Genomic DNA, 23,418 nt, shown 5'->3' with positions numbered 1-23,418 from the left:
GAGTTGGCCGGCTTATTTGCTCCAACCGTCCTTCAAGGTGACGGTGCGGTTGAATACCGGTTTGCCGGGCAGCGAGTCAATCCGGTCAGCAATGAAATAACCATGTCGTTCGAATTGGTAACGGTCTTCCGGCTTGGCATCTTTCAGGCCGGGTTCCAGATATGCGGTAATCACTTCCTTGGCGTTCGGATTCAGTGCAGCTTTGAAATCCTTGCCGCCGGCATCCGGATGCGGATCGGTAAACAGACGGTCGTACAGCCGAACTTCAGCTTCTAGCGCATGCGCCACGCTGATCCAGTGGATATTGCCCTTGACCTTGTAGTTGGCACTGCCTTCTGTGCCACTCTTGCTATCTGGAAAATATGTGCAATGTACTGCAGTGACCTTGCCGTCTGCATCTTTATCGAAACCGGTGCATTCGACCACGAAACCATGGCGCAGGCGGACCCGGCTACCTGGCTTGTCGGCTGTCGGCGGGAACAGGCGGAAATATCCTTTGACCGGGGTTTCCATGAAATCTTCCTGCTCGATCCACAGCGTATTGCTGATGGGAAAGTGACGCAGTGCGGTGGCGTGCTCCGGATGCGCTGGCGGATAGACTGGCGCATGACAAGCCACGGTTTCACCTTCGGGGAAGTTATCGATGATCAGCTTCAGCGGCCGCAACACTGCGGAAGCACGCGGCGCTTTCGGGTCGAGATCCTCACGCAGTGCGCCTTCCAGCGAACTCATGTCGATCCAGCCGTCCGATTTGGTGACGCCGGTGCGATCGCAAAACAGTTGCAGCGCTTCCGGCGTAAAGCCGCGGCGCCGGATCCCGACCAGGGTCGGCATGCGCGGATCGTCCCAGCCGTCGACGATGCCTTCGTCGACCAGTTGGCGCAATTTACGCTTGCTGGTGATGACGTAGGTGACGTTGAGGCGTGAGAATTCGTATTGATGCGGCACCGGTTTTTGCAGGAAGCCGGCGCTGCTCAGGTGTTCCAGGATCCAGTCGTAGAACGGCCGGTGATCCTGGAATTCCAGGGTGCAGACCGAGTGCGAAATGTTTTCCAGGGCGTCCGAAATCGGATGCGTATAGTCGTACATCGGGTAGATGCACCACTTGTCGCCGGTCCGGTGATGATGGGCGTGGCGGATGCGGTAGATAGCCGGGTCGCGCAGGTTCATGTTGGGCGAAGCCATATCGATCTTGGCGCGCACGATGTGCTCGCCATCCTTGAATTCGCCCGCCTTCATGCGGCGGAACAGGTCCAGCGACTCTGCCGCAGAGCGGTTGCGAAACGGCGAATCCTTGCCGACTTCACCGAAATTGCCGCGGTTGGCCGCCATCTCGTCGGCGCTTTGGCTATCGACATAGGCAAGGCCGGCGGTAATCAGGTATTCCGCCATTTCGTACAATTTGTCGAAATAGTTGCTGGCGAAGTACAAATGTTCGCCTGTGCCGTCTTTCCAGTCGAAACCCAGCCAGCGCACGCTGTCGATAATGGTGTCGACGTATTCCTGTTCCTCTTTTTCCGGATTGGTATCGTCGAAGCGCAGATTGCAGCGGCCGGCGTAATCACGCGCCAGGCCGAAGTTGACGCAGATCGACTTGGCGTGACCGATGTGCAGGTAGCCATTCGGCTCCGGCGGGAAACGCGTGATCACTTGCGGCAATGGCTGTCCCTGGCTGTCCTGGCGGTCAGCGTAGGCGCCAGCCGTCAAATCGGTTTCGATAATGCCGCGCAGGAAATTGGACGAGGCAGGTGCAGGTGGGGTATGGCCGTTGGTGTGATCTGTGCTCATGGAGGATTTATTTATACGCTTTGCAGAATGAGGTGATAACTCATTTTACCGTAGCGTGACGCTTTGCAGGCGCGACCTGAGGGATTTTGTTGCACTGCGATCAGCCAGCTGCAAAAAGGGTAGCAAAAGGGTAGCGGCTGACGCGATTTCATTGTTAAAAATGACATAATCAATCACGTCAAGTCTTTGCAAAGCGGGATCTCTTACATTTGTTTGAAAAGATGCGCAAATACCCGGCTGACCGCCAGGCTTTCACTACGGCCGCGCAATTTCAGAGACAACTTGCCACTTTCATCGCGGATTGCCATCTGGATGCATTGGTGATTGACGATAGTGCCGCGGTGCACCTGCCAGAACTGGCGGTTATCGATTTGCGGCAACAATTCCTTGAGACTGGTGCGTATCAGCGACTCGCTGTCGGCGGTGACGACATTGATGTATTTGTCGCTGGCTTCAAAATAAATCACCTCATTGATCGGGATCATGCGGATCTGGTTGCCGACGGCGGCGCGGATCATGGTCAGCGGCTCGGTATTGGTCCGTGGTTGCATATTGTGCAATTGGCCGATCAGGCGATCCAGAGCGGCATTACTGTCATTGTTTTGGTGCAGGCGCTGCTGCAAGCGGTCGATGGTCTTGCCCAGGCGCGCATCGCTGATGGGCTTCAGGACATAATCGGCGGCGGCATGTTCGAAGGCGGTAATCGCATACTCGTCGTAGGCGGTGACAAACACGATCAATGGGAACGCCTCATTCTCCGGCCATTCCTCGGCCAGTTCCTGGGCCGCTTCCAAACCGCTTTTTCCTGGCATCTTGATATCCAGGAACAGGATGTCGGGACGCTGCCGGAGGGTTTGCTCGACCACAGCCTGGCCATTGTCGACGCTGGCGATGATCTGCAGTTCAGGCCACAGGCGCTCCAAGGCTTGCCGCAGCGCGGCTGCCAGGATCGGTTCGTCTTCGGCTATCAGGGCGCGCAGATTGGATGGTGTAGTCATGACTGGATAGGTAATTGGAGTTGGGCAATGACGCCATGCGGAAGGTTAGGCTTGACGCTCAGGCTGGCCTGGGCGCCGTACAGCGCCTGCAGCCGTTCGTGGATATTACTGAGACCGATGTGGCTGCTGTGGCTGGCCGGTGCTTGCAGTGGTTCTGGCGCCAGGCCGAGGCCGGTATCGCAGACGTCGAGCAGCAATAGTTGGCCGTGGCGGCTGGCGCTGACCTCGATCCGGCCGCCTTCTATCTTGGGTTCCAAGCCATGTTTGATGGCGTTTTCGACCAGGGGTTGTAGCAGCATCGGCGCGATTACGGTATCGCGCAACGCGGCCGGCAATTGCAGTTCGAAGCTGAGACGGCTGCCCATGCGCAGCGACATCAGTTCCAGATAGGCTTCCATCAGGCTGAATTCCTGCGCCAACGTGGTTTGCTCGATGCGAGAGGAAGACAGCGAAGCGCGCAGGAAATGGATCAACTGATCCAGCATCTGCTGCGCCCTTGCAGCGTCCAATGCGATCAGGCTTTGCAAGGTCGCCAGGGTATTGAACAGCATATGCGGCTCAATTTGCGCCTGCAGCATCTGCAGTTGCGCCTGTAAGGCTTGCTTCTCGACGGCGACAGCGCGGGCTCGTTCACTGGCTGCCTGGTTGCGCAGTTCGGCCAGCGTGCTGAGGTTCCAGAAAAACAGGGTGGCGCCGATGCAGACCGAGACAGTCAGGATAATCAGGCCGAGGCCGCTTACATTCATATACATAGAGAAATTATCTGTGGGCAGGCCGAGCAGCTGGTTGGCCAAGCGGATACCGAGGAACTGGGCGATACCTGCCGCTATCAGTATGAAAGCGAGGAAGTGCGCCTTGCGCGGCATGGCATTACGCCAGATCAGGGAGCGGCCGGCTTCTATCAACACCATCGCCGTCAAGCCGATGCATAGTGAAAACACCAGGTTAGGCAGGAACCGGTCGCTGATGCGCATCACGTAAGTGACAATCACGGCGCAAATGATATCGATGCCGAGATTGATGTACAGGGTGCGCAGCAAGCGTCGTGCAAGCGGTTCGGCGGCGGGCGGCAATGCGGTCTCTGGAGCTGGATTCATGTTGGCGGAGTACGTTTATGTTTTTGTAATTCTCGTTCTATCATTCGTTGCTTCCACTGCGCGCCAGGATCTCTGAGGAATACAGCGAGGCCGTGAAAAAGCAAGCCGATTCCCCAGCCGAAGAGCGGTCCTAGTGCCCAAGGCTGACCGGGATTATGCAAGAAATTCAGCAGTAAAAGGCTGCTGTTTACAATCAAATATACTGCCAGGTGCAGGTAAAAGCCGATTTTCCGTTCGACTTGGCGGCGAGCGTCTTGCAAACTTTGGTTGGCGTCGTTCATGGCAGTCATCAATAGAGTGGGAATAAGGCCATTGTGAGCGGCTCCTGCGCCGCCAAAAAGTGGAATGCGACGAAACCGGCATTGCACGGCGCGAATCACCGCCAGCGGTCGCCGATTGCTAAAATTCTTGAATCCATGAAGAATGAGGCGCTTAACTGTCAACTAAGCGTGTCAGCCAAGCGCAGTCGGCTGGCAGCAAAAAGTGCTTGTAATACGCGTTTGCCATTCTCGTATATTCGATAGAAAGAAAAGATTATGTGGCCCTATCCAAAAATAGTCGCGCACCGCGGCGGCGGCACGCTGGCTCCGGAAAATACCTTGGCGGCCATGCGTTGCGGCCTGGAGCACGGCTTCCATGCCGTCGAGTTCGATGTCATGCTGTCGCGCGACGGGGTGCCGATTCTGATGCACGACCCGGTGTTCGGCCGAACTGTGCGGGGTGTTGGCAAGGTGTCCGACGTCAATGCCGACCAGCTGGCTGTGATGGATGCCGGCAGCTGGCTGGGTCCGCAGTTTGCCGGTGAGCGGATCTGCACCTACCGCCAGGTGCTAGCCTTTTGCCGGCAGAACAGCATCTGGATGAATGTTGAAATCAAGCCTGCCGAGGGATTTGAGATAGAGACCGGGCGAGTAGTGGCGCAAATCACCGAGGAGGTCTTCGAGGTTGAGCTGGCGGCGCATGTGGCGGCCAATGGTGGCGCCTGGCCCGATCCGGCATTGCCTTTGTTTTCTTCGTTTTCGTTTGATGCGCTGCGCGCCGCCCAGGTCGCCGCGCCCGATATTCCGCGCGGATTTTTGACAGATACGATCGCAGATGACTGGCAACAACGGCTCCAGGAACTGGATGCGGTAGCCCTGCATACCAACCACAAATACCTGTCGCCAATGCAGGCCCAAGCGGTGAAGCAAGCCGGTTACGGCTTGTTCTGTTATACGGTGAATACATCGGCGCGCGCCGCGGAAATACTCGGCTGGGGCGTGGATGGATTCTGCACGGACCGGATCGACTTGATTGCGGCCGATTTTGCCTAGTCTCCTGGCATTTACTTTGGTTTACGTTTCGTTACATGGCTTACAAGTCCTTTGTCGGCGAGTTGCTGCTGCTTGCGTTTAAGGTCACATGGGCAAGCAGCTCATCAGCCTAACCAGTCAACCCGAAAGGACTACCATGAGAACCACGAAATCACTCTCCTTCCTGCTGACAGCTCTCGTAACCACCTTGCTGGCGGTACCGGTCTTCGCACAATCTGTCGCCAGCGAAACCCAGCGTGACGTCAATCAGCAAAACCGGATTGAAAGCGGTTTGAAATCTGGCCAGCTGACTACCCGCGAAGCAGGTCAGCTTGAGCATCAGGAGACCAAGGTTGATCGCACTGAAGCCAATGCGCTCAAGAACGGCAATCTCAGTCCGGTGGAAAAAGCCCGCATTCAGGGCATGCAGAACAAAGTGAGCCAGAATATCAATGTAGACAAGCATAACGGCGCGATCGGCAATCCGAATTCAGCTTCCAGCCAGCGTATGCAAGCCGATGTGCAGCGCAACGCCAATCAGGAGAAGCGGATTGAAAACGGTATCAAATCCGGTAGCCTAGACAAGCGTCAGGTAGGCAACTTGCAGCGCGGCGAGGCGCATGTTGATCACACTGAAGCACGGGTTGCCCGTAACGGTCATGTCAACGCAAATGAACAGGCCCGCGTTAATCGAGTGCAGAACCGAGTTTCAGGACGTATTCACCGTGATAAAACGAATGGTTGATCGTTGATTTATCTTTAAGGCAACAGATTTGTTTGTTTTACCTAACTGAAAGGATTTCCAAATGAAGATCAATAAATTGCTGGCTGCTGTAGTTGTCGCTGCTTTCGCTCTGCCTGTCATGGCGCAAACCGCTGCCCCTGCCCCTGCCCCTGCCCCTGCCCCTGCGGCTCCTATGGCCGCTCCTGCAGCTGCACCGGATGCTGGTGCACCAGCAAAGGCGATGAAAAAGCACAAAAAACATCACCACAAGAAAAGCCACGCCATCACTCCAACGCCAGTCAATAAAGGCGCTTAATAGCGCGCAGCACGATTGATACAGGGTCAGATTTGGGCCGATTCTCCTGAATTTCTTACCTGATATCATTAAAAGCCCGTCGGGAGTGATCCCGGTGGGCTTTTTTCATACGTGTCCTGCTGAATCGCTTGGCAGGTATCACGTATAATCGAAGGTTTGCAAAAGTACCTATTTAGCAACGTCTTCGGACCGACCTCGGTTTGCCCGCGCTGCTAAACGTCGATTGCCCTTATTCCGTTTCATTTTTTGCCCAAGAACATGAACTCAGCCGAAATCCGCGAAAAGTTTCTCAAATTCTTTGAATCCAAAGGCCACACCATCGTGCGCTCGTCGAGCCTGGTCCCCGGCAACGATCCGACACTGCTGTTTACCAACTCCGGTATGGTGCAGTTCAAGGACGTGTTCCTGGGTACAGAAAAGCGCAACTACGTGCGCGCCACCTCGGTACAGCGCTGCCTGCGCGCCGGCGGCAAGCACAACGATCTGGAAAACGTCGGCTATACCGCGCGTCACCATACTTTCTTTGAAATGCTGGGCAACTGGTCGTTCGGCGACTACTTCAAGCATGATTCGCTGGTCTGGGCCTGGGAACTGCTGACCAAGGTGTACGGCTTGCCGGCCGATAAATTGTGGGCCACGGTGTATGAAACCGACGATGAAGCCTATGATATCTGGCACAAGGTCATCGGCCTGCCGAAAGAACGCATCGTCCGTATCGGCGACAACAAGGGCGCACCTTATGCGTCGGACAATTTCTGGCAAATGGCCGATACCGGTCCTTGCGGCCCTTGTTCCGAGATTTTCTACGACCATGGTCCTGATGTATGGGGCGGTCCTCCGGGCAGCCCGGAGCAGGATGGCGACCGTTATATCGAGATCTGGAACAACGTTTTCATGCAATTCGACCGCCAGATCGATCCGAAAACCGGCGTCGCAACCCTGACGCCGCTGCCGAAGCAATGCGTCGATACCGGCATGGGGTTGGAGCGCCTAGCTGCGGTGTTGCAGCATGTGCACAGCAATTATGAGATCGATCTGTTCCAGCGCCTGATCAAAGCCGCCGCGCGCGAAACCAATGTTACCGACCTCGAAAACAACTCGCTGAAAGTGATCGCCGATCACATCCGAGCTTGTTCCTTCCTGGTGGTCGACGGTGTGATTCCGGGTAATGAAGGCCGCGGTTATGTACTGCGCCGCATTATTCGCCGTGCGTTACGCCATGGCCACAAGCTGGGCCAGACCAAGCCGTTCTTCTATAAGCTGGTCAAGGACCTGGTGCTGGAAATGGGTGCTGCCTATCCGGAGTTGCCGGCAGTTGCCGAGCGCGTCGAGCAGGTCTTGAAGCAAGAGGAAGAACGTTTCGGCGAAACACTGGAAAACGGTATGAAAATACTGGAGGCCGAGTTGCTCAAGAATCCAAAGAAATTGAGCGGCGCCACAGCATTTACCTTGTATGACACGTTTGGCTTCCCGCTGGATTTGACGGCGGATATCTGCCGCGAACGCGACATCGAACTGGACGAAGCCGGCTTTGACGCCGCAATGGAACACCAGAAAAAGACCGCGCGCGAAGGCGGTAAATTCAAGATGACGGCGGCAGTGGAGTACAGCGGCGACAAGACCCGTTTCGTTGGCTACGATGAACTGACCCACGATGCCAAGGTTCTGGCCCTCTATGTAGATGGCAGCGCAGTGCAAAAAATCGAAGCCGGTCAAGATGCTATCGTGGTGCTCGACACCACACCGTTCTATGCCGAATCAGGCGGCCAGGTTGGCGATTCCGGTGTCCTGGAAGCCACTGGCGCCGTGTTTGAGGTGAGCGACACGCTGAAAATCCAGGCAGAGGTTTTTGGGCATCACGGCCACTTGCGCAGCGGTGCGCTGGCTGTCGGCGACAAGCTTAACGCCAAGGTGGATACCGCAGTACGCGGGCGCACCATCCGCAATCACTCGGCCACCCACCTGATGCACAAGGCTTTACGCGAAGTGCTGGGCGTGCATGTGGCGCAAAAGGGTTCCTTGGTCGATGCCGACAAGACCCGTTTCGACTTCAGCCATAACGCGCCGGTCAGCGCCGACGAAATCCGTCGTATCGAAGAAATCGTCAATCGTGAAATTCTTGCCAACGTCGCTACCGAAGCCAGGCTGATGTCGTTTGACGACGCCGTAGGCGCTGGCGCCATGGCCTTGTTTGGCGAAAAATACGGCGACGAAGTACGGGTGCTGTCGATCGGTACATCGCGCGAACTGTGCGGTGGTACCCACGTTACGCGTACCGGCGATATTGGCTTGTTCAAGATCATCGGCGAAGGCGGCGTTGCGGCCGGTATCCGTCGTATCGAAGCCGTGACCGGAGAAGCAGGTCTTGCATTGGTGCAAAATCTGAGTAACCGCGTCAATGAAGCCGCAGCTGCATTGAAGACGCAACCGGAAGAGCTGACTCAGCGTATCGCGCAGGTGCAGGATCATGTCAAGGCGCTGGAAAAGGAACTGAACAGCTTGAAATCGAAGCTGGCAGCGAATCAAGGCGATGAACTGGTCACGCAGGCGGTGGACGTCAACGGCATCAAGGTACTGGCGGCGACGCTGGAAGGCGCAGATAGCGCCGCCCTGCGAGAAACCATGGACAAGCTGAAAGACAAGCTGAAAACAGCGGCGATTGTGCTGGCGGCAGTCAAGGACGGCAAGGTCAGCCTGATCGCTGGCGTTACTGCCGACGCGACTGCCAAGGTCAAGGCCGGCGAACTGGTCAATTTCGTGGCGCAGCAGGTTGGTGGCAAGGGCGGCGGCCGTCCCGATATGGCGCAAGCCGGCGGTACCGATCCGAGCGGCCTGGCGGCGGCATTGCAAGGCGTAGTTGCCTGGGTTGGCGAACGCGCATAAAAGATCATCCCTCATGTCCGAGGGCGCAAAGCGGGAAGCATCAAATCGCAGTAGTATCGCGGTTTGATTCTTCCCGCTTTTTTATTATGTCTCCAACTAGAAAACTGCCATGAGTGAATTCAAATTCTGTCCGGTCTGTGCTGCATCGCTGGTTCAACGCGCTGATGAAGAGGAAGCTGGAAAATTGCGTCTGGCTTGTCCTGAGGGACACTGGACCCATTGGGATAATCCATTGCCGGTGCTAGCCGCCATTGTTGAGATTGACGGCAAGGTCCTGCTGGCGCGCAATGCGGCATGGGAAGAGGGCATGTTCGCGCTGATTACCGGTTTCATGGAACGCGGCGAAACACCGGAGCAAGGCATCGCTCGCGAACTCAAGGAAGAAACCAATCTGGATGCAGGAAAAATCACCTTGGTTGGCGTCTATGAATTCATCCGCAAGAATGAGCTCATCATCGCCTATCACGTTGAGGCATCCGGCACGATCAGGCTATCGCCGGAATTGCTGGAATACCGCCTGCTGGAACCCGCCGCGTTGCGGCCATGGCGCGCCGGCACCGGCCATGCCGTGGCCGACTGGATGCGCGCCCAGGGGCTGGCGGTAGAGTACGTTGACCGGCCTCTGCTGCAGAAGGCGCAACCTGAAGCCGCTTTGAAATCGTGAAGGCAGAATTGATCAGGCTGGAAGTTGCCTGATGCGTAAAAAATAACGCTGCAATGCGGCAATGACTGGGTAAAATCGCACTATTGCAAATTTTATCCTGCTCCTGAGCCGCCATGCTGATTATCCCGGTAGACCGTAAGCCAGACTGGAGGCGTCCGCCGCTGGTCACGATCCTGCTGGTACTAATAAATTTGCTGATCTACTTTGGCATTCAGTGGGGCGAGCGCAGTCACATGGAGCCGGCCGCCCAGTATTACCTGGTCGAGTCGCGCTTGCCGGAATTCGAATTCCTGGCCTACGCGCGTTACCTGGATAGCCAAAACAAACCGGAAGCGGGCAGCGCCATGCGCAAGGGGCTGGGGCGCTGGTGCCAGATAAGAGCGCGCGCCGACTTGGCGGCTGCGCGCGACGGCAAGACGGCTTCGCTGAAAGACTATCAGTCGTTGATCGAGCGCTGGTATGTGCTGGACGCGGACGTCAGGTTTTCCGCTCTGATGCAGCAAGCCCAGCCTGCGTTGCTGGGCACCATCAACGCCGATGATCTGGCGGAATGGAAAGAGCAGCGCGAACACTATCTAAGCATCCGCAGTCGCAGTTTCACCGAGCGTTATGCGCTCATCCCGGCACAAGCGTCCGAGCGTCCGCTCACTTTGCTGACGCATATGTTTTTACACGCTAGCGTCGAACACGTATTGGGTAATATGGTGTTCCTGGCGATGGTCGGTTATGCGGTGGAGATCTTGCTCGGCGGTGGCTGGTATTTATTGTTTTATCTTCTTTCCGGATTGCTGTCGGCCAGGTTCTATCTAGTGTTTGAAGGTGACAGCACGGCGCTGTCGCTGGGCGCCTCAGGCGCCATTTCCGGCGTCATGGGTATGTACACAGTGCTGTACGGTCTGCGCAAAATTCGCTTCTTCTACTGGTTCCTGTTTTATTTCGACTTCTTCAAGGCACCGGCGTTGATCATGCTGCCGATCTGGGTCGGCAAGGAAGCGTTCGACCTGTTGTTTGGCGAGCCATCGAATACCAATTATTACGCCCACATCGGCGGCCTTCTGGGTGGCGCCTTGCTGGCTTTGATATATCGCTTGCTGGCGCGAGGCAGATTGGTGCAGGCACATGCCAGCTTTGTCTCGCATGTTGACGACGACAAGTTGCTGCGAAGCTTGCAACAGAGTGCTTATGCAGCCTTGGCCAGGCTTGATTTCGAGCGCGCACGGCGCGACTTCGCCAGCCTGGTAAACAAGACGCTGGCGCAACAGAAAGCGCCGCAGCCAGACTGGCTGCTGCAGCTATTCAATTTATCGAAAGACGCGCCTTCCTCTGTAGCCTTCCACAAAACCGCCGAGATGCTGTTGAGCCTGCCAAAAGACAGGATCTGCGAAGACAAAATTCATCAGGTATATCTGGATTATGTCGCCAGTGCAGAGCCGCGGCCGCGGCTTAGTAACGAACAGTCGCTGGCGATTGCCAGGCGTTTTGCCATGAACGGCCAGCCGCAAACGGCGGCGGCTATCATGCAGATACTACTAGTGACCGCACGTCAGCATCAGCAGTTGCCGCTACTGATACAGTTTGTCGCCCGTGGATTCATGGCGGAGGGTAAGCGCGACAAGGCGCAACATTATCAACAGCTATTGCAGCGGCAATTTCCGCTGAGCGAAGAGAGCCGATGGGTGTCGAGTCCTGGCAATCGCTACTAAACTAACGTTCAGGCCGGTTCCGAGGCCCGGGCCAAGCCTTCGATCACTTTCTTATATTGCTGAGCTTCGTTGGCTGCAGGGTTGCCAGGCCATTGCGCGATGACGTGGTTAAACAAGGTTAAGGCGCGCGCATCCTGGCGCAGATGATCGGATAAGAGCTTACCGGCCAGCACCAGCACTGCCGGGACATCTTTGTGACGCGGCGCGCGCTTGTGGAAGCCCGAGATAATTTCAAGCGCGATCTGATATTCGCGCGCACTGGCGGCCGCGGCTGCGATTTCCAGAACATGATCAGGATTGTCGATTTTGAATTCGGGATCGAGCCGGCGGGCCTGCTTCCACGCGTCGCCTATTCGTCCTGCTTTCGCTGAACGCGCCAGCGTGAAAAGATGTCGCGGCGCATATTCGAGTTGCTTGGCTTTGTCGCCTTTTAATACCAGCAGTTTGGCGTAGTGACTCGACAATTGCGGATTGAATTGGTCGTAGCGCAATTCTTCCCAGATCATTTCCATCGCCATGTCGATGTTGCCGTCGCGGATCAGCGCACCGACCTGTTGCGCCAGGATGTCATCATCGCTCAAGGGACGATTGTTGCGGCTGCTGGCTAGCGCATTGATTTCAAAATTGCGGTCCGGCGAATAGCCGATTTCCTGATGGTATTGATACATCGTATAACCCATCAGGTTGAAGCCGACCAAGGTGAAGTAAGCGCAAGCAAAAATACCAACGGCGATCAGCAAGGTCAGTGATAGTTTGCCCACAAACAGCATGATGACAATCGGCGCGCATTGGCTTAGTATGAAACCAAACACCCAGAGTGCGAGATAAGGCCAGCCGCAGGCTTTGATCATCTTGAAAACGTTGAGAGGATTGATCGCGCTGGTGAAACTGTGGGTATAGCCAAGCACCATGATGCTGGCTGGCAGCATCAAATTTGCCACAGCGGTTCCCAGTAGTTCCAGCATGGGATGAATGGCCGCCAGGATGGCGATGAAGAAACCTTGCACTAACGTTATGAGTAGTAATTTATAGGGCGACATTTTATGGACGTCGTCGGCGTCGTCAAAATCCGCACAGCGTAAATTGCCGAGTGAAGTTTGTTCCAGAATTCGAAATGCCTGACGCGTCAGATCGAGCGAAAAACCAATGCCGACCAGGACCGCAATGAGCATAATGAAAGGGGAGAACCCACCATCTTCGTCGTTCCTGCCGAGCAGCCACAGGCCGGTACCGATCAGGGAGTAGACAGCCGGGTGCCAGATTAGCGGCCCTTGTAGCGGATACAGGAAAAATTGAGGTAAGCGTTGCCAGAACGGTGTGATGTTGCTGAAAGGCTTTTCGCCAAGACTGTCCTGCATGCTCGTTCCTAAGAATGTTTCGCCTGACGTGGCTGGTGTGCCCCGCGAATATGTTTATTACAGCGCAATACTTATCAATTGAATATTAGCATGTGGATATGCGGAAAGATTGTATTAAGGACATATTTGCTATTCACCATGCTGTTGTAAAAATGATTGATGCTTTGTTGCGATGCGTCAAAGCCGCTTGCGTTTGGAGTAGAATCAGCAAAGAGCAGCAAATGTTAAAAATCTTTACATTACGAAGTGGTTATGGAATTTAATAAAGAACTCGACGCACGCGGTTTGCATTGCCCACTGCCGATTTTGAAAACAAAAAAGGCGCTGGCGGATATGCTGAGTGGCGAAGTGCTACGCGTACTGGCCACGGATTCCGGCTCTGTGCGGGATTTCCAGGCATTTGCGAAGCAGACAGGCAATGATTTGCTGGAACAGAGTGAAGAAAACAGGGAATTCATTTTCTTCATGAAGCGTAAATAAGGGCCTGTTATTTTAATCGGGCACTCTCGTTTTTCACTGCAAGTCGTGTCATCGTTGTGAATACTGCACGGCCTGCTTCCTGTAGGTCGTGTTCAGCTTAAGCTGTATCCTGTTTTTCTCCTCCCCGACTTCTTCTTTTCCGCCCGTGTGTTCCGATGTGGCGAATCATCTTTTCGAATTGTCCCTGCAAGCCATGGATCGCGCTGAAAGTGTCTTGTTTTACAAGATCATGACGCTATTAGTCTATTTGCTCTAAGATTTAATAGAACGATCGTGCTAAATTTCAGCGTCGGAGCGAATTCTCTCTTATAATTCTCAATTGAGATTTACGTAAACGTTAACCTTGGCGTTAAGTTTTACGTTAGTCGCGCCAGTCCGCGCTACCCAGATTTTTTATTTCCATAAAAAGGCATAACGATGAAAGTATTAGTACCAGTCAAGCGTGTCGTCGACTACAACGTCAAGGTACGAGTCAAGTCGGACGGCAGCGGTGTAGATATTGCCAACGTCAAGATGTCGATGAATCCGTTTGACGAAATCGCGGTGGAAGAAGCAACGCGCCTGAAAGAAGGCGGCAAGGTCACTGAAGTGATCGCGATTTCCTGCGGCGTGACTCAATGCCAGGAAACTCTGCGCACCGCCATGGCGATCGGCGCCGACCGCGGCATCCTGGTCGACACCGCTGATACCGATCTGCAGCCGCTGGCGGTAGCCAAGTTGTTGAAAGCCGTCGCGGATAAGGAGCAGCCGCAGTTGATCATCCTCGGCAAGCAAGCAATCGACGACGATTGCAACCAGACTGGCCAGATGCTGGCGGCGTTGCTGGGTTGGCCGCAAGCCACTTTTGCTTCCAAAGTCGTGCTGGAAGACGGCAAGGTAACGGTAACGCGCGAAGTCGACGGCGGCCTGGAAACCATCGCCCTGACTCTGCCGGCTATCATCACCACTGACTTGCGCCTGAACGAGCCGCGCTATGTGACGCTGCCGAACATCATGAAAGCCAAAAAGAAAACGCTGGATGTGTTCAAGCCGGCCGATCTGGGTGTTGACGTTGCGCCGCGCCTGAAGACGCTGAAAGTAGTGGAACCTGCCAAGCGCAGCGCCGGTATCAAGGTGCCTGACGTGGCAACCCTGGTCGCCAAGCTGAAAAACGAAGCCAAGGTCCTGTAAGCGCCTGGCAAGAGCCTAGCACTTATAAAACACTTATCTAGAACCAAGCGCAGCGCCGCATGAATGCAGGCGAGCGCAGACAAAATCAGGAGCCCACATGACAGCCTTAGTCATTGCTGAACACGATAATGCCTCATTAAAAGGCAGCACTCTCAACACAGTTACCGCCGCCAGCCAATGTGGCGGCGAAGTCCACGTACTGGTCGCTGGCAGCAATTGCAGTGCCGCCGCACAAGCCGCCGCGCAGCTGGCTGGCGTCACCAAGGTACTGGTCGCCGACGCCGCTTACTTCGCCGATGGCCTGGCGGAGAACGTTGCTGAACAGGTACTGGCGCTGGCATCGGCTTATAGCCACATCCTGGCGCCGGCCACCGCGTACGGCAAAAATATTTTGCCGCGCGTCGCCGCCAAACTGGACGTCGGCCAGATTTCCGAAATCACCAAGGTCGACAGTCCGGACACTTTCGAGCGTCCGATCTACGCCGGCAACGCCATCGCTACCGTGCAATCTAGCGATGCCGTCAAAGTCATCACCGTCCGCACAACTGGCTTCGATGCAGCTGCCGCCGGCGGTTCGGCCGCAGTGGAAAATATCGCTGCAGCTGCCGACTTCGGCAAATCGGCTTTTGTGTCGCGTGAACTGGCCAAGTCGGATCGCCCCGAACTGACCGCCGCCAAGATCATCGTTTCCGGTGGTCGCGGCATGGGTTCCGCTGAAAACTTCAAGCTTCTGGAGCCGCTGGCAGATAAGCTGGGTGCGGCGATGGGCGCTTCGCGCGCCGCAGTTGACGCGGGCTTTGTACCGAACGACTGGCAAGTCGGCCAGACCGGCAAGATCGTCGCGCCGCAACTGTATATCGCCGTCGGCATTTCCGGTGCGATCCAGCATTTGGCAGGGATGAAGGATTCCAAGGTCATCGTCGCGATCAACAAGGATGAAGAAGCGCCGATTTTCTCGGTGGCAGATTACGGCATTGTCGGCGACCTGTTCGAGATCGTGCCGCAACTGGTGGCTGAGCTGGGTTAAGCCGACGGGCGCTTGATGAATGCCGAGACGTTGCAATATCTCGGCATTCTGTCAAAAATCGAATGCATAGGGGTGGTAATGTGAATGCTGGCAATGCCGGGTTCTCGTGCCACCCCGATTTTTAGGAGTAGCTCATGAGTTATGTCGCCCCATTGAAAGACATGCTGTTCGTGCTGAACGAACTGGCCGGTCTGGAGCAGGTCAGTACGCTGCCTGGTTGTGAAGATGCGACCCCGGAAACTGTGGAAGCGGTGTTGCAAGAGAACGCCAAATTTTGCAGTGAGGTGGTAGCGCCGCTGAATCGTAGCGGCGATCTGGAGCCGAGTTATTGGCATGACGGTCAAGTCACCACCAGCAAAGGCTTCAAGGAAGCCTTCAAGGCATTTGCCGACGCCGGCTGGCAAGGTGTGCAGCATCCGGTCGAATTCGGCGGCCAGGGCTTGCCGAAGCTGGTGGCGACGCCATGCATCGAAATGCTGAATGCCGCCAATCTTTCATTCGCTCTGTGTCCGTTGCTGAGCGATGGCGCCATCGAAGCCTTGTTGACTGCGGGCAGCGATGAACAAAAGCGTATTTACCTGGAAAACCTGGTGTCCGGAAAGTGGACTGGCACCATGAACCTGACCGAGCCGCAAGCCGGTTCCGACCTGGCGCTGGTGCGTACCCGCGCCGTGCCGCAGGATGATGGCACTTACAAAATTTCCGGCACCAAGATTTTCATCACCTACGGTGAGCACGATATGGCGGAGAATATCGTGCACCTGGTGCTGGCGCGTACGCCGAGTGCACCTGATGGCGTCAAGGGTATCTCGCTGTTCATCGTCCCGAAATTCATGGTCAACGCCGATGGCACTCCGGGTGCGCGCAACGATGTCCATTGCGTTTCGCTGGAGCACAAGCTCGGCATCAAGGCCAGCCCGACTGCCGTGCTGCAGTTCGGCGACAATGGCGGTGCGGTCGGTACGTTGGTGGGGCAGGAAAATCGTGGCCTCGAATATATGTTCATCATGATGAACGCGGCGCGTTTTGCAGTCGGTCTGCAAGGCATCAGCGTCGCCGAACGGGCTTATCAAAAGGCCGTGGCCTATGCCAAGGACCGCGTGCAATCGCGCGACCTGGCAGGCTCCGCCGGCGCCGTGACGATCATTCATCAGCCGGATGTGCGTCGTATGCTGATGAGCATGCGCTCGCAGATCGAAGGTGCGCGGGCGTTGGCCTACGTGACTGCGGCTGCGCACGACGCAGCGCATCATCACGCCGATGAAGCGACACGCAAGGCGAATCAAGCGTTCTATGAGTACATGGTGCCAGTGGTCAAGGGCTGGTCGACTGAGCTGTCGATCGATGTGGCATCGACCGGCGTGCAGATCCACGGCGGCATGGGTTTTATTGAAGAGACCGGCGCCGCGCAGTTCTATCGCGACGCACGGATCCTGACGATCTACGAAGGTACTACCGCAATCCAGGCCAACGATCTGATCGGTCGCAAGACGGTGCGCGATGGCGGTGCTGTCGCCAAGGGTATCATCGCGCAAGTGCGTGCTACGCAAGGCGAACTGGCCGGCAGTGGTGTGGCTGACTTGGTTGCGATCAGCAAGCAGCTAGCCATCGGCGCTGATGCCTTGGAGCAGGTTGTTACTTACGTTGTTGATAATCTGAAGAGCGATATCAAAGGTGTGTTTGCCGGCAGCGTGCCGTATCTGAAGCTGGCGGGGATCGTGCTGGGTGGCTGGCAGCTGGGCCGCGCGGCTCTGGTGGCTGCGCAAAAACTGGCTGCCGGTAGCGGTGACAACGGTTTCTATCAGGCCAAGATCGGTACGGCGCGCTTCTTTGCTGAACATATCCTGTCCCAGGCAGATGCTTTCCGTATCTCGATCACAGAGGGTAGCAGCGGCGTGATGGCGCTGACGGAAGATCAGTTCTGATCTTGTTCCAAGCGAAAAAAGCAGCCGGTTGGCTAATGCCGTTCAGTTAAGACTGAACGGCATTTTTATTTATGGCAAGTTACCGGCATTCATGAAGCATTTGCGAGAAAGGCTGGTTACCCTCCTGAATGAAGAATGGCCCGGTCATCAGTTCGACCGGGCCGTCAAGGGCAGACCAAAGAAATATGCCGTTCGGGTAACAAAGAAAAATCCTTAACTGAACGGCATTAGCCGGTTGGCTGCTTTTTTTATTGTCGTTTCATGAGGTGCGTGGCAGGTTCAACCATAGGCGCCACCTGTGAACAACAGGTCGAAAGTGCGCGCAATGGCGCCTATCAGGGCAATCGCGCCGACGCCCAGGGTCAGGACCACCAGCAAAATCACAAACCAGCTGGAGTCCGACTGGCGGCCGGAATGGGCGTTGTATTTTGCATCCCATTTTTCATCCGGAGTCAGGCCGATGATCAGTGATTCCAGGCAGGCAACCAGTCCCGAGATAATCAATGGCGCAAACAGGAAAGCTACCTGCTGGTCTTTGCCCCACAGCCAGTAAGCCAGCAATGATGTTGGCAAAGTTGCAAAGTGCAGCCAGCCCCAGATATCGCTGGGACCTTTCAGGTAAAAGCGGTGCAAGCCAATGCTGCCGAATACGGTGGCTGTAAAAGTGGCAAGTGTTTTGTTCTTGTGGCTTAGGGGCATTGGTGGGGACGGGGAGTGAATTGTTTGTCGCACGCTGCAAAAAACACCGCAAAATGCACTACTTTGCCTCAAATGAGGAAATTGCTAATATACTAGCGCCGTTATCGCTACTGATGTTGCCAACGCGCATCGTAAGCATCGGACAGCGAATTGAGGGTGTAGTGTACAACTTCCTCAATCAATTGACTGTCATCGATAGCATCTACCCAGTGCGCTTGTTACTTGCTCATGGAGCGGTAAAGCGATTTTTACAGCCTTGCAAATACCTTTTTGACGTAGTGACGCCACACCGACGACCGGCTTAGGTTGCGGGGTGGGTATAGTTTGCGTTATAATTTGCGGCTTTTTCCGTGTTCGAACACTTTTTGGAAACATTATGGTCGTTATTCGTTTATCCCGTGGTGGCGCAAAGAAGCGTCCTTTTTACAACATCGTAGCTACTGATTCGCGCAATCGCCGTGACGGTCGCTTCATCGAGCGTATCGGTTTTTACAATCCGGTAGCGTCTGGCGCTGAAGAGACTTTCCGAATTGCTCAGGATCGCCTGACGCATTGGCAAGGTGTTGGCGCACAAATGTCGCCGACAGTTGCACGTCTGGTTGCTGACGCTGCCAAGAAAACCGCAGCTTAAGTCTGTGGCTTGAACCGTTGAGCGCGTTAGTAGCTTTGTCGACCACAGCACAAACCGGGACTGCAATACCTTCGGATTTGGTCGTGGTCGGTTACATTACCGGCGCTTACGGTATCAATGGCTGGGTGCGGATAAAATCGTATTCAGCGGATGCAGATGCGCTGTTGCACGCCAAGACATGGTGGCTAGGCCGGCAGAACTCGCCGGAATTGCGCGATGTTGAAATGATGCAGGCCAAAAATCACAGTGGCGACATTGTGGCGCGCCTGATGGGCGTGGCAGGGCGCGATGCAGCCGAAGCCATGAAGGGCACTGTGGTGCATATTCCACGCAGCCATTTCCCGGCGCTCTCGGACGATGAATTCTATTGGGTCGATTTGATCGGCCTGGTGGTTGAAAATCTGCAGGGTGAACATCTGGGTGTGGTCGCTGATCTGATGGACAACGGCGCACATCCGATTCTTCGGATTACCGTGCCGGCAGTCGCCGATCAAGGCAAAGACCAGAATAAGGCAGCACCAGAATTATTGATCCCGTTTGTTGAGCAGTTCGTCAAGACGGTGGATCAGGCAGCAAAGAAAATCACGGTTGACTGGGGTCTGGATTATTGAATCCGGATTGAGTCCCAGGCAGCTGAAGTGGCAAACAAGATCCAGATCGCGGATTACGAGCGGAACAAGAAGGTGAGCGGTATGCAATTTGATGTCGTCACTCTGTTTCCAGAAATGTTTGCTGCATTGACGCAGTCGGGCGTTACCCGACGCGCATTTGAGCAGAAAAAGTGTGAACTGACTTTGTGGAATCCGCGTGATTTCACCACCGACAATCATCGTACCGTGGATGACCGGCCTTATGGTGGCGGACCCGGCATGGTGATGATGGCGAAGCCGCTGGAAGCAGCGCTTGACGCTGCCAAGGCGCGTCAGCAGCAACAAAGCCTGCCTACACCAAGAGTTATCTATTTGTCGCCGCAAGGCCAGCCGCTGACGCATCAGCGTGTCATGGAATTGCGTAGCGAACCCGGCCTGGTATTGCTGTGCGGTCGTTATGAAGCGGTGGACCAGCGTTTGCTGGACCGTTGCGTGGATGAGGAAATCAGCCTTGGCGATTTCGTTCTGTCCGGTGGTGAATTGCCGGCGATGGCTTTGATGGACGCGGTAATCCGGCAGTTGCCTGGCGTATTGAATGACGGTGCATCTGCGGTCGAGGACAGTTTTGTCAACGGCTTGCTGGATTGTCCTCATTACACACGGCCTGAACAGTATGAAGGCGTGGGAGTGCCGCCGGTGTTGATGGGCGGTCATCACGCTGAAATCGAAAAATGGCGGCGTCAGCAGATGCTGACGGCAACAGCAAAGAAGCGCCCGGACCTGATTCAAAAGATACGCGCGGCTGGCTTGCTAAGCACTGCAGATGAAAAATTTTTACGGAATATAGGTTGAGTGCGTAAGCGCCCGATCTGTTGTAGTTAGTAGCAAAGTAGTAAAAACGGCAGTACCAAGAGGAGGCCAGCCGGCCGCCTGTGTTTAACCCCATCCTCTACTGAGCAGTGGCCTGGCTAGAAGCCAAGACACAAAACGGCGTCAGCAAGATGGTATATGGAGCTAAAAATGGACTTGATCCAACAACTTGAGCAAGAAGAAATTGCCCGTCTCGGCAAGAATATCCCTGATTTCGCACCTGGCGATACAGTCGTCGTCAACGTCAACGTAGTTGAAGGTACGCGCAAGCGCGCCCAGGCTTACGAAGGCGTCGTGATTTCGCGTCGTAACCGTGGTTTGAACTCCAACTTTATCGTCCGCAAGATTTCTTCGGGTGAAGGCGTTGAGCGTACATTCCAACTGTACTCGCCATTGATCGCTTCGATCGAAGTCAAGCGTCGCGGCGATGTCCGTCGCGCCAAGCTGTACTACCTGCGTGAGCGTTCCGGTAAATCGGCACGTATCAAGGAAAAACTGCCACAACGTCGCAACACTGCAAAGGCTGCACCAGCGGCCGAGTAAGTTGTGTCGTAGCAGATACAGGTATTGCATAAAAAGGGGCGCCGTCAGGCGCCCCTTTTTTGCATTCGGCTGATCAATCTCCGATTGGTGTTGCTGTAAAGTAAAATGTCGGAAATTGTTATGATCTGTGAATACCGTAGGTCATTCATTGCCATCGCGGTAAAGTGTTGAAAAGCTTGTTAGAGGAATTTTCTTGGTTAAATTGACTTTCGATCCTTTGATGCTGCCCGTCGATGCGGTGGCCGGCGAGTCTGCGCTGGCGCCGGAAAGGATGAACGCAGCATGGCTGCGCAAGCGTTTTGCCCACCAGCCGGAATGGCATCCCGAAAACATGGATAGTCAAGCCATTCTGCGCATGTCGCCGGGCAAGCCTGTGACGCCGGCATCGGTGCTGATTCCTATCGTCATGCACGAAGAGCAGCCAACCCTGCTGTTTACCCAGCGCTCCGCGCATCTGACGGATCACGCCGGGCAAGTGAGTTTTCCGGGTGGGCGGATGGAGGAGAGCGATGCCTCGCCGATAGAAACGGCTTTGCGTGAAGCGGAAGAGGAAATCGGTTTGGCGCGCAATCAGGTCGAGGTGATTGGCACCATGCCGGAGTACTTTACCGGCACCGGCTATCGGGTCACGCCCGTGGTGTGCCTGGTCAATCCGCCGGTGAATTTGCGCGCGGATCCAGACGAGGTGGCGGAAATATTTGAAGTGCCGCTGGCATTCCTGATGGATGGCTTGAATCATCAATTGCGTAGTATCGATCTGCCTGACGGTTATCGTCGCAGTTTTTATGCGATGCCTTACGAGCGTTTTTTTATCTGGGGCGCCACTGCTGCGATGTTGAGAAATCTGTTCCACTTTCTGCGTGCATAGAATGATCGAATGCAAAGATAAGCGGATAGAAAATACGCTAATGGAGGGCAGCAATTTCGATACAAGTTTGATTCTCCGCCTATGCTGCGTTATCGTATGGGATATTGCAATTTCAGATGTGACGGCAAGGCCAGCGCGCCGCGTTCTGCGCGGTGATGGGATGCCGGTTATGGCAGCATCTTGCTGCGCCGTGGGTTGACTTATAAGGCTGGTTAATGACATTTCTCTCTATTCTGTTTGCATTGCTGATCGAACAACTGAAGCCGCTCCGCGCGGATAATCCCGTGTACGCATGGGTAAAGGCTTTCGCAAGCAAGATAGAGGCTTCGTTCAATGCCGGGCAGGCGCGTCAGGGCAGGCTGGGCTGGTTTTGCGTGATACTGGCGCTGACAGTGCCGACTGCGCTGATTTATTGGTTATGCGTGCATATAGGCGCCTGGGCGGCGTTGTTGTGGAATATTCTGATCGTCTACCTGACGCTGGGCTTCAGGCACTACAGTCATTATTTCAGTTCGATCCAACTCGCGCTCAACAGTGGCGACGAAGCTACTGCGCGGACCTTGTTGGCAGAATGGGCCAAGATCGACACTACGGATATGGATGTGAGTGAAATCTCCCGTATCGCAGTAGAGAAAGCGCTGATCACCACTCATCGCCATGTGTTTGGCGTATTTTTCTGGTTTCTGATGCCGGTCGGCCCAGCCTTGGCCGTCATGTATCGCATTGCAGAGTATCTGGCGCGTGGCTGGAATGAGCCCGACCATATGCGTAACGAAGCTTTCGGGCGTTTTGCGGCCCAGGCATTTTATTGGATAGACTGGATTCCTGCGCGTTTGACTGCGGCGGCATTTGCCGTGGTTGGTAATTTCGAAGATGCGATTTATGCGTGGCGCAATTTCGCCGAACGCTGGAAAAACGAGACTGACGGCATTATTCTTTCGACGGGTGGCGGCGCCATGGGAGTGCTGCTCGGCACGCCATTGGAAACTGCTGCGGTGATCTTGCCGGCAGATGCGTCAACGGTTGATTCGACTGCCATGGATGGCGACACTCCGCCAGGCGACATCCCTACACCGCGTGCGTTGCAAAGTACAGTCGGCCTGGTCTGGCGCGCTTTGTTGCTATGGATGTTTTTGCTGCTGTTATTGTCGGCTGCGGTCTGGCTCGGGTAAGTGCCGAGTGGTGCGGGGTAATGCAGGGATGGGAGTACGGGATGGTGCCGAAGTCTTCTATAAGATATAATACGTAAGAATAATCTTGGTGAATTTCATCAAGTATTTCAACTATGCAACATGGGTTGCTTGAAAACCGTAGCTTACCGCACCACGGGGTAGGCAAATCTCTGTAGCAAGCGTTATAGAAGAAACGAGCTGTATGCATGGCTGATACCATTCCATCTCCTGACGCACCACCCGCCAAAGAATTTTTCATCCAAGGCATTACCAGCGATGGCCGGCAGTTTCGCCCCAGTGATTGGGCGGAGCGCCTGTGCGGCGTCATGGCTTGCTTTCGTCCCGAAGGGTCGGGCGGACGCAATGCGCATCTGCAATATTCACCGTATGTCCGCCCGGTACTGCTGAACGGAGTGCGTTCAGTCGTCGTCAATGAGGATCTGCGCCAGATTGAGCCGCTGGCTTACCATTTTGTGGTTAATTTTGCCAAGGACAACGATCTGCAAATTTTGCAGGGATGCTTGCTGCCTGACGCTGAAGCGCCGAAATCCGTCTGATTTTTGTCTGTGAGATCAACAATTATTGCTCTATGGCTTGTAGTCGATTTTGTGCACTAAAAA

23 protein-coding genes are annotated in these 23,418 nt (G+C 55.0%); 17 read left to right on the top strand and 6 right to left on the bottom strand.

What is annotated here, in order from left to right; genetic code table 11:
• Nucleotides 1–12 precede the first annotated feature (12 nt).
• The 4 genes from LT85_RS18065 to LT85_RS18050 form a co-directional block, all read right to left on the bottom strand.
• Nucleotides 13–1,788, bottom strand: a complete 1,776-nt coding sequence (locus LT85_RS18065; RefSeq protein ID WP_038491577.1) for a glutamine--tRNA ligase/YqeY domain fusion protein — start codon at nucleotides 1,786–1,788, stop codon at nucleotides 13–15.
• A gap of 203 nt (nucleotides 1,789–1,991) precedes the next feature.
• Nucleotides 1,992–2,786: a LytR/AlgR family response regulator transcription factor gene (locus LT85_RS18060; RefSeq protein ID WP_038491574.1), complete on the bottom strand. Its 795-nt coding sequence runs from the start codon at nucleotides 2,784–2,786 to the stop codon at nucleotides 1,992–1,994.
• On the bottom strand, nucleotides 2,783–3,883 hold the full coding sequence (locus tag LT85_RS18055) for a sensor histidine kinase (protein WP_038491571.1): 1,101 nt from the start codon (nucleotides 3,881–3,883) through the stop codon (nucleotides 2,783–2,785). The genes LT85_RS18060 and LT85_RS18055 overlap by 4 nt, the downstream gene beginning before the upstream one ends.
• Nucleotides 3,880–4,164, bottom strand: coding sequence for a 2TM domain-containing protein (locus tag LT85_RS18050; RefSeq protein ID WP_038496711.1), 285 nt, complete (start codon nucleotides 4,162–4,164; stop codon nucleotides 3,880–3,882). Before LT85_RS18050 ends, LT85_RS18055 begins: the two co-directional genes overlap by 4 nt.
• A gap of 255 nt (nucleotides 4,165–4,419) precedes the next feature.
• Here LT85_RS18050 and ugpQ point away from each other — a divergent pair, with 255 nt between their 5' ends.
• The 6 genes from ugpQ to LT85_RS18020 all read left to right on the top strand — a co-directional run bounded on the left by ugpQ (nucleotide 4,420) and on the right by LT85_RS18020 (nucleotide 11,465).
• Entirely contained in the window at nucleotides 4,420–5,196 is a 777-nt protein-coding gene (ugpQ, locus tag LT85_RS18045; RefSeq protein ID WP_038491568.1) for a glycerophosphodiester phosphodiesterase, read from the top strand.
• An 88-nt stretch (nucleotides 5,197–5,284) separates the two neighbouring features.
• Complete coding sequence (locus tag LT85_RS18040) at nucleotides 5,285–5,920, top strand: hypothetical protein (RefSeq protein ID WP_253273570.1); 636 nt, start codon at nucleotides 5,285–5,287, stop codon at nucleotides 5,918–5,920.
• 61 nt (nucleotides 5,921–5,981) lie between these two features.
• Nucleotides 5,982–6,215: a hypothetical protein gene (locus tag LT85_RS18035; RefSeq protein WP_038491566.1), complete on the top strand. Its 234-nt coding sequence runs from the start codon at nucleotides 5,982–5,984 to the stop codon at nucleotides 6,213–6,215.
• Nucleotides 6,216–6,473: 258 nt separating this feature from the next.
• Nucleotides 6,474–9,098, top strand: coding sequence for an alanine--tRNA ligase (gene alaS / locus LT85_RS18030; protein WP_038491562.1), 2,625 nt, complete (start codon nucleotides 6,474–6,476; stop codon nucleotides 9,096–9,098).
• Between the two features lie 109 nt (nucleotides 9,099–9,207).
• Nucleotides 9,208–9,762: an NUDIX domain-containing protein gene (locus LT85_RS18025; protein WP_038491559.1), complete on the top strand. Its 555-nt coding sequence runs from the start codon at nucleotides 9,208–9,210 to the stop codon at nucleotides 9,760–9,762.
• A 113-nt stretch (nucleotides 9,763–9,875) separates the two neighbouring features.
• Complete coding sequence (locus tag LT85_RS18020) at nucleotides 9,876–11,465, top strand: rhomboid family intramembrane serine protease (RefSeq protein ID WP_038491556.1); 1,590 nt, start codon at nucleotides 9,876–9,878, stop codon at nucleotides 11,463–11,465.
• Nucleotides 11,466–11,473: 8 nt separating this feature from the next.
• Here LT85_RS18020 and LT85_RS18015 read toward each other — a convergent pair whose 3' ends face one another.
• A complete protein-coding gene (locus LT85_RS18015) occupies nucleotides 11,474–12,823 on the bottom strand; it encodes a tetratricopeptide repeat protein (protein ID WP_038491553.1) in 1,350 nt (449 codons plus the stop codon).
• A 252-nt stretch (nucleotides 12,824–13,075) separates the two neighbouring features.
• On the opposite strand from LT85_RS18015, the gene LT85_RS18010 reads away from it, so the two are divergent.
• The 4 genes from LT85_RS18010 (at nucleotide 13,076) to LT85_RS17995 (ending at nucleotide 17,425) form a co-directional block, all read left to right on the top strand.
• Nucleotides 13,076–13,303: a sulfurtransferase TusA family protein gene (locus LT85_RS18010; protein ID WP_038491550.1), complete on the top strand. Its 228-nt coding sequence runs from the start codon at nucleotides 13,076–13,078 to the stop codon at nucleotides 13,301–13,303.
• Between the two features lie 417 nt (nucleotides 13,304–13,720).
• Nucleotides 13,721–14,473 carry an electron transfer flavoprotein subunit beta/FixA family protein gene (locus LT85_RS18005; RefSeq protein WP_014005149.1) on the top strand — a complete coding sequence of 251 codons (753 nt, stop codon included), beginning with the start codon at nucleotides 13,721–13,723 and terminating at the stop codon, nucleotides 14,471–14,473.
• Nucleotides 14,474–14,570: 97 nt separating this feature from the next.
• On the top strand, nucleotides 14,571–15,500 hold the full coding sequence (locus LT85_RS18000; RefSeq protein ID WP_038491547.1) for an electron transfer flavoprotein subunit alpha/FixB family protein: 930 nt from the start codon (nucleotides 14,571–14,573) through the stop codon (nucleotides 15,498–15,500).
• A gap of 134 nt (nucleotides 15,501–15,634) precedes the next feature.
• Nucleotides 15,635–17,425, top strand: coding sequence for an acyl-CoA dehydrogenase (locus LT85_RS17995; RefSeq protein WP_038491545.1), 1,791 nt, complete (start codon nucleotides 15,635–15,637; stop codon nucleotides 17,423–17,425).
• Nucleotides 17,426–17,704: 279 nt separating this feature from the next.
• On the opposite strand, the gene LT85_RS17990 is transcribed toward LT85_RS17995, so the two are convergent.
• Entirely contained in the window at nucleotides 17,705–18,124 is a 420-nt protein-coding gene (locus tag LT85_RS17990) for an NINE protein (RefSeq protein WP_038491542.1), read from the bottom strand.
• A gap of 376 nt (nucleotides 18,125–18,500) precedes the next feature.
• Between LT85_RS17990 and rpsP the strand changes: the two genes are divergently transcribed.
• The 7 genes from rpsP (at nucleotide 18,501) to LT85_RS17955 (ending at nucleotide 23,355) form a co-directional block, all read left to right on the top strand.
• The gene (gene rpsP, locus LT85_RS17985; RefSeq protein WP_038491540.1) at nucleotides 18,501–18,755 is read left to right on the top strand and encodes a 30S ribosomal protein S16; all 255 of its coding nucleotides are present in this window, start codon (nucleotides 18,501–18,503) and stop codon (nucleotides 18,753–18,755) included.
• 17 nt (nucleotides 18,756–18,772) lie between these two features.
• The gene (gene rimM / locus LT85_RS17980) at nucleotides 18,773–19,366 is read left to right on the top strand and encodes a ribosome maturation factor RimM (RefSeq protein ID WP_253273569.1); all 594 of its coding nucleotides are present in this window, start codon (nucleotides 18,773–18,775) and stop codon (nucleotides 19,364–19,366) included.
• 81 nt (nucleotides 19,367–19,447) lie between these two features.
• Nucleotides 19,448–20,197 carry a tRNA (guanosine(37)-N1)-methyltransferase TrmD gene (gene trmD / locus LT85_RS17975; RefSeq protein ID WP_038496705.1) on the top strand — a complete coding sequence of 250 codons (750 nt, stop codon included), beginning with the start codon at nucleotides 19,448–19,450 and terminating at the stop codon, nucleotides 20,195–20,197.
• A gap of 168 nt (nucleotides 20,198–20,365) precedes the next feature.
• Nucleotides 20,366–20,758: a 50S ribosomal protein L19 gene (gene rplS / locus LT85_RS17970; protein ID WP_038491534.1), complete on the top strand. Its 393-nt coding sequence runs from the start codon at nucleotides 20,366–20,368 to the stop codon at nucleotides 20,756–20,758.
• A gap of 193 nt (nucleotides 20,759–20,951) precedes the next feature.
• Nucleotides 20,952–21,626, top strand: a complete 675-nt coding sequence (locus tag LT85_RS17965) for a CoA pyrophosphatase (protein WP_172657001.1) — start codon at nucleotides 20,952–20,954, stop codon at nucleotides 21,624–21,626.
• Nucleotides 21,627–21,841: 215 nt separating this feature from the next.
• On the top strand, nucleotides 21,842–22,798 hold the full coding sequence (locus LT85_RS17960) for a CobD/CbiB family protein (protein WP_038491531.1): 957 nt from the start codon (nucleotides 21,842–21,844) through the stop codon (nucleotides 22,796–22,798).
• A 206-nt stretch (nucleotides 22,799–23,004) separates the two neighbouring features.
• Nucleotides 23,005–23,355 carry a DUF3579 domain-containing protein gene (locus tag LT85_RS17955; RefSeq protein WP_038491529.1) on the top strand — a complete coding sequence of 117 codons (351 nt, stop codon included), beginning with the start codon at nucleotides 23,005–23,007 and terminating at the stop codon, nucleotides 23,353–23,355.
• The last annotated feature ends 63 nt before the right edge of the window (nucleotides 23,356–23,418 follow it).

The sequence above is a fragment of the Collimonas arenae genome (assembly GCF_000786695.1).
Taxonomy (GTDB): Bacteria; Pseudomonadota; Gammaproteobacteria; order Burkholderiales; family Burkholderiaceae_D; genus Collimonas; species Collimonas arenae_A.
This window is presented reverse-complemented; position numbering and strand designations above follow the sequence as displayed.

Bases quoted from the DNA above. Each gene is read 5' to 3' on its own strand.
- LT85_RS18020 (WP_038491556.1), top strand. From the start codon at position 9,876: ATGCTGATTATCCCGGTAGACCGTAAGCCAGACTGGAGGCGTCCGCCG.
- LT85_RS18000 (WP_038491547.1), top strand. From the start codon at position 14,571: ATGACAGCCTTAGTCATTGCTGAACACGATAATGCCTCATTAAAAGGC.
- LT85_RS17990 (WP_038491542.1), bottom strand. From the start codon at position 18,124: ATGCCCCTAAGCCACAAGAACAAAACACTTGCCACTTTTACAGCCACC.
- LT85_RS17960 (WP_038491531.1), top strand. From the start codon at position 21,842: ATGACATTTCTCTCTATTCTGTTTGCATTGCTGATCGAACAACTGAAG.
- LT85_RS18005 (WP_014005149.1), top strand. From the start codon at position 13,721: ATGAAAGTATTAGTACCAGTCAAGCGTGTCGTCGACTACAACGTCAAG.
- LT85_RS18035 (WP_038491566.1), top strand. From the start codon at position 5,982: ATGAAGATCAATAAATTGCTGGCTGCTGTAGTTGTCGCTGCTTTCGCT.
- trmD (WP_038496705.1), top strand. From the start codon at position 19,448: ATGCAATTTGATGTCGTCACTCTGTTTCCAGAAATGTTTGCTGCATTG.
- LT85_RS18025 (WP_038491559.1), top strand. From the start codon at position 9,208: ATGAGTGAATTCAAATTCTGTCCGGTCTGTGCTGCATCGCTGGTTCAA.
- LT85_RS18040 (WP_253273570.1), top strand. From the start codon at position 5,285: ATGGGCAAGCAGCTCATCAGCCTAACCAGTCAACCCGAAAGGACTACC.
- LT85_RS18065 (WP_038491577.1), bottom strand. From the start codon at position 1,788: ATGAGCACAGATCACACCAACGGCCATACCCCACCTGCACCTGCCTCG.
- LT85_RS18015 (WP_038491553.1), bottom strand. From the start codon at position 12,823: ATGCAGGACAGTCTTGGCGAAAAGCCTTTCAGCAACATCACACCGTTC.
- LT85_RS18055 (WP_038491571.1), bottom strand. From the start codon at position 3,883: ATGAATCCAGCTCCAGAGACCGCATTGCCGCCCGCCGCCGAACCGCTT.
- LT85_RS17955 (WP_038491529.1), top strand. From the start codon at position 23,005: ATGGCTGATACCATTCCATCTCCTGACGCACCACCCGCCAAAGAATTT.
- LT85_RS18010 (WP_038491550.1), top strand. From the start codon at position 13,076: ATGGAATTTAATAAAGAACTCGACGCACGCGGTTTGCATTGCCCACTG.
- LT85_RS18050 (WP_038496711.1), bottom strand. From the start codon at position 4,164: ATGAACGACGCCAACCAAAGTTTGCAAGACGCTCGCCGCCAAGTCGAA.
- LT85_RS17995 (WP_038491545.1), top strand. From the start codon at position 15,635: ATGAGTTATGTCGCCCCATTGAAAGACATGCTGTTCGTGCTGAACGAA.
- ugpQ (WP_038491568.1), top strand. From the start codon at position 4,420: ATGTGGCCCTATCCAAAAATAGTCGCGCACCGCGGCGGCGGCACGCTG.
- alaS (WP_038491562.1), top strand. From the start codon at position 6,474: ATGAACTCAGCCGAAATCCGCGAAAAGTTTCTCAAATTCTTTGAATCC.
- LT85_RS18060 (WP_038491574.1), bottom strand. From the start codon at position 2,786: ATGACTACACCATCCAATCTGCGCGCCCTGATAGCCGAAGACGAACCG.
- rpsP (WP_038491540.1), top strand. From the start codon at position 18,501: ATGGTCGTTATTCGTTTATCCCGTGGTGGCGCAAAGAAGCGTCCTTTT.
- rplS (WP_038491534.1), top strand. From the start codon at position 20,366: ATGGACTTGATCCAACAACTTGAGCAAGAAGAAATTGCCCGTCTCGGC.